We start from the raw sequence: 7396 nt of genomic DNA on the forward strand, positions 1-7396 counted from the left end.
GGTCGTGCCGTCACCGAGCGCCAGCCGCACGTGATCACCGGCGGGCGTCAGCGCGCGCACGACCGTCGCGGTCTGCACGTCCGCGCCGTCGGCCTCGGCGAGCCGCAGCATCGCCGCCGCCGCGGCGTCGGCGTCGACCGTGCCGGCCTCCGGGTGGAACAGCACCTCGCCCTCGAATCGCATGCCCGGCCAGCGTTCCTCGGCCGCCCGCGCCGACAGCACCTCGTGCGGCACGCCTGCGGTGGCGAGGTGCCCGGCGATCCGGGGCACGTCGCGGGTCGGGCCGAAGTCGATGCCGCCGAGCCAGCGGATCAGGGCCGTGCCCGACGCCGCCTCAAGCTCCGCCCACTGCGCGAAGGCGGCGCCGGTGAGCTGCACGTAGAGCGCGTCGGAGTACGCGCGGCGCACGATCCGCGCCGGGCCGTGCGAGCTGCCGTGCGGGTGCCCGGGCGTGTACTGCTCGACCACGACGACGCTGCGGCCACGGCGGGCGAGCGACCGCGCGGCGGCCGCACCCATCAACCCGGCGCCGACGACGACCACGTCGACCGGTGTCACAGCCTCACCCGCACCTCGTGCAGCCGCTCGTACACGGGTCGGCTGCGCTCGGCCGCCTCGAGCGCGGCGCCGTGCAGCTCGACCTGCCGGGGGCGGTAGGGCTCGAAGCCCGTCGACGCGAGCACCGCGTCGTACCAGTACGGCGCCCAGACGCCGTCGCTGTCGCGCGGGCCGGCGGGCCAGTGCAGCATCGCGTCGGTGAACGGCACGCCGACGTGGGCGCAGAGCCACCGCAGGTAGGCCTCGGGCGCGCGCAGGAAGTCGGCGGCGTCGATCACCGGTACGTCACCGCCGAGCAGGTCGTACAGCTCGCCCTGCTGCACCAGCCCGATGTCCTCGGCGACGACGTCGGCGCGCGAGCGCACGTAGCTCGCGACCACCTCGGCCGGGTCGCGGATGAGCAGCACGTTGGTGAGGCGCGGGATCCAGTCGCGCGGCAGTTGCGGGATGAGGTGGTGGGTCATGTGCTTCTGGTAGTACACGCCCTCGCACGGCGCGGTGATCTCGTCGACGACCTTGCGCCACGACGTCTCCCCCGCTGCGATCACCTCGTCGTGTCCGGGGTGGTTCAGCTGCGTCTCGTGCAGGTAGTAGGCGTAGAGCGGCTCGTCGACCACGCGCGTGTCGGGCCGGTTCTCCCACGAGCGCATGAGCGCGGTCGAGATGTTGCGCGGCCCCGACCACATCGCCAGCCGGACGCCGGTCACGGCGCCGCCCGCCCGGCGACGTCGTCGCGCACCAGCTGCCTGTACAGCTGTTGCAACCGCTCGACCATCGGCCCGCGCGCGCCGGTGCCGATGCGCCGTCCGTCAACGGTGTGGACGGGCACGACGCCGGCGAACGTGCCGGTCACGAACGCCTCGTCCGCGCTGTACACCTCGGTGAGGCTGAACCGCTTCTCGAACGCCGGGATGCCCGCCTCGCGGCAGACCCGCAGCACGTTGGCCCGGGTGATGCCGTGCAGGCAGAAGTCGCCGTTGGACGTCCACACCTCGCCCCGCCGCACGACGAAGAAATGCGTCGAGTTGCACGTGGCGACGAACCCCTGCGGGTCGAGCATGAGCGCTTCGTCCGCCCCTGCGGTGTAGGCCTGGATGCACGCGGTGATGTCGTTGAGCTTGCTGTGCGCGTTGAGCTTCGGGTCGAGCGTGTCCGGTGTCGCCCGGCGCACGTGCACGGTGAACAGCGACAGCCCGCGCTCGACGGTCGCCGGCAAAGGGTCCTTCCACTCGGCGATGATCACGACGGTCGCCGGGCCGGCGGACATGCGGGGGTCCTGGTACGGCGTCGACTTCGGCCCGCGCGTGACCATGAGCCGGATGTGCACGCCGTCGCTGGTCATGCCGTTCGCGGCGAGCACCTCGTCGATGCGCGCGGCCAGCTCGGCACGGGTCAGGCCGATGTCGAGCATGATCGCTGCGGCGCCCTCCCAGAGCCGGTCGAGGTGCTGGTCGAGGAACGCCGGCCGGCCGTCGGCGACGCGCAGGCCCTCCCACACCCCGTCGCCGAGCACGAAACCCGCGTCGAAGACGCTGACGACCGCTCGCGCTCGCGGCACCAGCTCGCCGTTCACGCTGATGAGGATGTCGGCGTTGCGCGGGTCGTCGACGAAGTCATGGGTGCCGTGGGCAGTGGTCACCCCGGGATCATGCCGCGTGGGCGGGTGCGGGCGGCAGAGGCGGCGCCGGACGCGACGCCGCCGGGCTAGGTTCGCTGCGTGGACACCGACTACCTCGTCGTCGGCGCCGGCGCGATGGGCATGGCCTTCGCCGACGCGGTCGTGACGCACGCCGACGTCCACGTCACGCTCGTCGACCGGCGCCCGGCACCGGGTGGCCACTGGCTCGACGCGTACCCGTTCGTCCAGCTGCACCAGGCGTCGCAGTTCTACGGGGTGGCCTCGCGGCGGCTCGGCACCGGCGCGGTGCAGACCTCGGGGCCCGAGGCCGGGCTGCACGAGCGGGCGCGGCGGGTCGAGATCGAGGCCTACTACGACGACGTGCTGCACCGCGTGCTGCTGCCGTCCGGACGCGTCACCTTCCTGTCCGAGCACGAGTACGGCGCCGACGGTGGCGAGCACGTCGTGCGCTCGCTGGTCTCGGGCCGGCGTCAGGCGGTACGGGTGCGCCATCGGGTCGTCGACGCCACCTACCTCGCGCCGCGCATCCCGGCGCTCGTGGCGCCGCCGTTCGCCGTCGCCGACGACGCCCGCGTCGTGCCGGTGAACGGGCTGACCGCGCTGGACGCGGCGCCGGGCCGGTTCGTGCTCGTCGGTGCCGGCAAGACGGCGTCGGACGCCGTGGTCTGGCTGCTGCGGCACGGCGTCGACCCCGACCGGCTGACTTGGGTGCGTCCCCGCGACCCGTGGATGCTGAACCGCGCGGTGATCCAGCCCGACCCGGCCGTGACGGCCGGCTTCAGCGCCGACCTGCTGGGCGCGGCTGCCGCGGCGACCTCCGTCGACGAGCTCTTCCTCGGCCTCGAGGCCGCCGGCGTCATGCTGCGCATCGACCCGACCGTGCTGCCGACGATGGCTCGCGCGCCGACGCTCGGCACCTGGGAGCTCGACCTGCTGCGGCAGGTGGAACACGTCGTGCGGCTCGGCCACGTGCGGGGTGCCTCGGCGCGCGAACTGGTGCTCGACCGGGGCACCGTGCCGCTCGACGCCGACACCGTCGTCGTGCACTGCGCGGCCGAGGGCCTGCGCAACCCCGGTCTGCAGCCGATCTGGCAGCCGGACGTGATCCGGCTGCAGACGATCCGACCCGGGTTCCCGTGCTTCTGCGCCGCGCTCGCCGGCGTCGTCGAGGCGACCCGCGACGACGACCGCGAGCGCAACCGGCTCTGTGCGCCCAACGCCTACGGCGACACGCCCCGCGAGTGGGCGGCGATGCAGGCGCGCGGCATCGCGACGACGGCGCGCTACATGGCCGAGCCGGACCTCGCGGCATGGGCCGACGACTGCCTGCTGACGCCCGCGTGGCAGCTGCTCGCGCGCCGCGACGAACCGGCCGTCGCCGCGCAGCGCGCCCGGCTCGCCGAGGTCAGCGGGCCGGGCCTCGACCGGCTGGCGGCGCTCGCCGGTGTGTGATCAGGCGCCGAAGCGCCGCTGCAGGTCGGCGTACGGGATCGCGCCGTCGAGGAAGCCGAGCGTGCCGGGGCCGAGCAGCTCGCGCGCCGCACGGTCGAGCAGGCCGTAGGACGCCCGGGCGATGCTGCCGCCCAGGCTGACTCGCCGCACGCCGAGCGCGAACAGGGTCTTCGCGTCGATCGTGTTGGCCAGCCCGGCGACGATGTTGAGCGGCGCGGGGATCGCCTGCGCGAGCCGTTCGATCGTGTCGGCGTCCCGCACCCCGGGCACGAAGATACAGTCGGCCCCGGCCGCGAGATACCGCTCGGCCCGCGCGACCGTCTCGTCGAACGGGTCGCCGGCCGCGCCGCCGAAGTAGGTGTCTGTACGAGCGTTGAGGACGAAGGTGCCGTGCGGTGCGGCAGCGCGCGCCGCGGCGAGGCGGTCGGCCGCCTCGTCGACGGCGAACAGGCCGCCACCGGGCCGCGCATCCTCGATGTTGGCGCCGACGACGCCGACCTCGACGGCCTGGCTCACCGTCCGCGCCACCTCGGCGGCGGTGTCGCCGTAGCCCTCCTCGACGTCGGCGGTGACCGGCACGCCGACGGCGCGCACGATGCGGGCGACGTGCTCGAGCATCTCGTCGCGACCGACCCGCCCGCCGTCGGGCACCCCGAGCGACCATGCGATACCCGCGCTCGTCGTGGCGATCGCCGCGAACCCGGCCTGTTCGAGCACGCGCGCACTCCCCGCGTCCCAGGCGTTCGGCAGCACGAAGCCGGTGCCGTGGTGCAGGGCGAGCAGCGTTGCGGCGGCGTCGGCCGGCGCGGGACGAGCGGTCACCGCGCCATCATCCGCGGCGCGGGCGGTCAGGCCTCGCCGGGGTAGCGCACGCCCAGCTGCGCCCGCACCTCGTCCATGACCTGCATGATCCGCAGCGTCTCGTCCAGGGGCAGCAGGGTCGACTCGGTGGCGCCGGACGAGAGCAGCCGGGCGAACTCGGCCGACTGGTACGCCAGCCCGTGCTCGCGGCGGGGCGGGTCGTAGCGGTCGACTTCGCGGTCGTCGGTGTCGACGAGCCGCACGGTGTTCGGCTGGTAGAACCACCCGTCGATCTCGAGCCGCGCCTTCGTGCCGGCGATGGACGCGCGGCACGGCGTCTTCGCCGCCATCGTGGACGACAGCGTGCCGATGGCACCGCTCGGCCCGGTGACGGCGATCGTCTCGCTGCGATCGACGCCGGTGTCGGCGAGCACGCCGGTCGCGCGCACCTCGGTGAACGAGCCGAGCGCGAGGTGCGCGAACGCGATCGGATAGACGGCGAGGTCGAGCAGCGCGCCGCCGGCCAGCGCCGGGTCGGCCAGCCGCTGCGGACCGTCCGGGTACAGCAGCTGGCCGTGGTCGGCCTCGACGGCGACGATCTCGCCGAGTACGCCGTCCTCGAGACAGCGGCGCACCACGTCGATGTGCGGCAGGAACCGCGTCCACATCGCCTCGACCAGCAGCAGGCCGCGCGACCGCGCGGCCTCGATCACGGCGGCGGCCTCGGCGGCGTTGCGGGTGAAGGCCTTCTCGACCAGTACCGGCTTGCCGGCCCCGAGCGCGAGCAGCGCGTGGTCGTGGTGCTCCGAATGCGGGCTCGCCACGTAGACCGCGTCGATGCCGTCGTCGGCGACGAGGTCCTCGTAGCTGCCGTACGACCGCTCGACGCCGAAGTCGGCGGCGAACGCCTGCGCCCGCTCGAGCGACCGCGACCCGACGGCGTGCACGCGCGACGCGGTCGTCGCGTGCAGCGCCGCCGTCCAGTCCCGCGCGATGCCGCCCGGCGCGAGCACGCCCCACCGGATGGCGGGCGCGTCCTGCGAGTCGGGCACACGGGTCGGCGGCAGCGAGATCATCCGCCCATCATGGTCCACCGCCACTCGTGACGGATTCCCGGACCTCGTCACGGTTTTCGGATCTGCTGGCGCGTCAGACGATGGACGAGGCCGCCAGTCCCGCTCGAGCGCGGCGAAGGTCGAAGACGTTCAGTCCCTCACGTCAGGCAGCGCCCCGGGCGCCCTTCGAGCGGCGCCGGAGCATGATGTCCCCAGCGGGCGCTCGATCCAACACCCGATGGCTCGCTGCTGGAGCCATCGTCGGAACGATGGCGCCGGACCCGCCATGTACGCCGGTTGATCGCCGAAGCAGTGGCATGGTCGCGCGGTGCCGCGGTAGCGGCATGGTCGCTCACAGACTTCGGAGCAGCGGGTGCGCCTCATACTTGGCGCGTGACGCAGGAGCACCCGCCAAGGCATGCTGCGGCGAAAGGCAATCAACCGCTGGCACTTGCAGGGCGGGCACTGGCTCGGCTCAACGTCCGGCTGCTCATCCTCTTGGCTGCTGTACCCGTGTTCTTGGTAGCTTTCGGGGCGCGACTGGTGACGGGTGGGTGGTCCGACCACCTGAGCCACTCGGAAGGTGTTGTGCTCGGCGTTCTCGCGCTCGCTGCTGGGGCTGCCGCTGGCATCGCCTTCATCGCGTTGATGTTGATCGGACACCGATCCCGACGAGGGTGACTCCGCCAATACTCTCCGCGCGACCCAGGAATGCAGATCCGGCGTGCTGTTCCGCGTAGGAGCGGCATGATCACGCAGTGCCGCGTTGGCGGCATGGTCTGCAGCCGGCTGGTTAGCCCCCGCCGCTTCCGTCGTTCCCGACGTTGGCCACGGCGAGCCAGTCTCGTAATTCGAGAAGCTCGTGCATCACGGAGGGGATGAGCCAGGCAGCCGTGCTCCCACCTGAACGATCCACCTGTTCCGCGAATTCATCGCGGTCGAAGTCGGCATCAAACATCCGAAGCATGAGATCGACGAGAACGTCGGACGGATTGTCTCGGCAGGGCTCGGGAAGCTGAAGAAGTACCTCGTAGCGAACCCCCGGCCGCAGGACCGATCCCGTCATCGCCGCCCAGCTGTGACGGGCGACCAGCGCCTGCGCCACGTCTGCACGGCTCACCGAACCCCGACACACGAGTGTCTCGACCGTTGCAGACGGGAGAGCGGCAATCTCGGCCAGCATGAGGGTGGCTGGTGCAAAGCCGGAACCCGCTGCACCGCCCTTGATGACGCCGTCACGCTCGATGATGAGCCGCGCACTTGCAAGATCGATGAGCAGCGCTGCTCGAACCGCTGCATCGACAAGGCGTCCCCGCTTGAGCCGCCCACGCGGGTTGAGAAGCGAGTACAGAAGTCGCGTGGTCACTGGCCAGTCCACCGGATCATGATGCCTTCTCCGGCCACTGGCGCGACCAGCTCTGTCCTTCGCAGGACGACAGATTCAAGACCGGCTTCTCCGCCCCGAACTCGGCATGACGGCACGGCGGGCAAGATCGTCCAATCCGCTCGGAACTCGGCATGACCGAGGGGTTGGGTCGCGTCGGTACCGGCGGCGTGGGTGGTCGAGGTGCTCGACCCGCCGAGATGGTCATGTTCCTGGTGCGGAGATGACATTCTCGGGCGGTCGATGGCGTCGGCCCGCCGGGTGCGACGACAGCACCCCACTCGGGGGCGCGATCAGTCGAGGTCGGGGTCGTTGTCGGTGTCGAGGCCGGTGAGGTCGGTGGGGTCGAGGCGGCGGCGGAGGCGGTTGAACCGCGGTGTCCGTTCGGGGTCGAGCCAGGCTGGTGGTCGCCAGCCGACCCTGCCGTTGACCATGACCGGTTCCCAGCCGTGGGTTCGGGCCCAGCGGTGGTGGAACACGCAGGCCAGGTGCCCGTCGTCGACGCTG

The 7396-nt window shown here is 72.3% G+C and carries 7 protein-coding genes and 1 pseudogene; 1 reads left to right on the forward strand and 7 read right to left on the reverse strand.

Annotation, left to right across the window (positions count from 1 at the left end; translation table 11 throughout):
* From ACTHMS_RS16270 to ACTHMS_RS16280, 3 genes are all read right to left on the reverse strand, one after another.
* The coding region (locus ACTHMS_RS16270; protein ID WP_440307712.1) for an FAD-dependent oxidoreductase at positions 1 to 558 on the reverse strand (558 nt) is incomplete at its 3' end.
* Positions 555 to 1265: an HAD family hydrolase gene (locus ACTHMS_RS16275; RefSeq protein WP_440307713.1), complete on the reverse strand. Its 711-nt coding sequence runs from the start codon at positions 1263 to 1265 to the stop codon at positions 555 to 557. The genes ACTHMS_RS16275 and ACTHMS_RS16270, both read right to left, overlap by 4 nt.
* The gene (locus ACTHMS_RS16280; protein ID WP_440307714.1) at positions 1262 to 2197 is read right to left on the reverse strand and encodes an aminotransferase class IV; all 936 of its coding nucleotides are present in this window, start codon (positions 2195 to 2197) and stop codon (positions 1262 to 1264) included. The genes ACTHMS_RS16275 and ACTHMS_RS16280 overlap by 4 nt, the downstream gene beginning before the upstream one ends.
* Positions 2198 to 2275: 78 nt before the next feature.
* Here ACTHMS_RS16280 and ACTHMS_RS16285 point away from each other — a divergent pair, with 78 nt between their 5' ends.
* Positions 2276 to 3649: an NAD(P)-binding protein gene (locus tag ACTHMS_RS16285; protein WP_440307715.1), complete on the forward strand. Its 1374-nt coding sequence runs from the start codon at positions 2276 to 2278 to the stop codon at positions 3647 to 3649.
* Here the strand turns inward: ACTHMS_RS16285 and ACTHMS_RS16290 are convergent, their stop codons facing one another.
* The 4 genes and pseudogenes from ACTHMS_RS16290 to ACTHMS_RS16305 all read right to left on the reverse strand — a co-directional run.
* On the reverse strand, positions 3650 to 4471 hold the full coding sequence (locus tag ACTHMS_RS16290) for an isocitrate lyase/PEP mutase family protein (protein ID WP_440307716.1): 822 nt from the start codon (positions 4469 to 4471) through the stop codon (positions 3650 to 3652).
* A 26-nt stretch (positions 4472 to 4497) separates the two neighbouring features.
* Positions 4498 to 5526: a Gfo/Idh/MocA family protein gene (locus ACTHMS_RS16295; RefSeq protein ID WP_440307717.1), complete on the reverse strand. Its 1029-nt coding sequence runs from the start codon at positions 5524 to 5526 to the stop codon at positions 4498 to 4500.
* Positions 5527 to 6298: 772 nt separating this feature from the next.
* The gene (locus tag ACTHMS_RS16300; RefSeq protein WP_440307718.1) at positions 6299 to 6883 is read right to left on the reverse strand and encodes a hypothetical protein; all 585 of its coding nucleotides are present in this window, start codon (positions 6881 to 6883) and stop codon (positions 6299 to 6301) included.
* A gap of 299 nt (positions 6884 to 7182) precedes the next feature.
* Positions 7183 to 7396: pseudogene (locus ACTHMS_RS16305) on the reverse strand (hypothetical protein); the annotation flags it as partial.

The organism is Jatrophihabitans sp., assembly GCF_051960575.1.
Lineage (GTDB): Bacteria > Actinomycetota > Actinomycetes > Mycobacteriales > Jatrophihabitantaceae > JBQCEE01.

Bases quoted from the DNA above. Each gene is read 5' to 3' on its own strand.
- ACTHMS_RS16295 (WP_440307717.1), bottom strand. From the start codon at position 5,526: ATGATCTCGCTGCCGCCGACCCGTGTGCCCGACTCGCAGGACGCGCCC.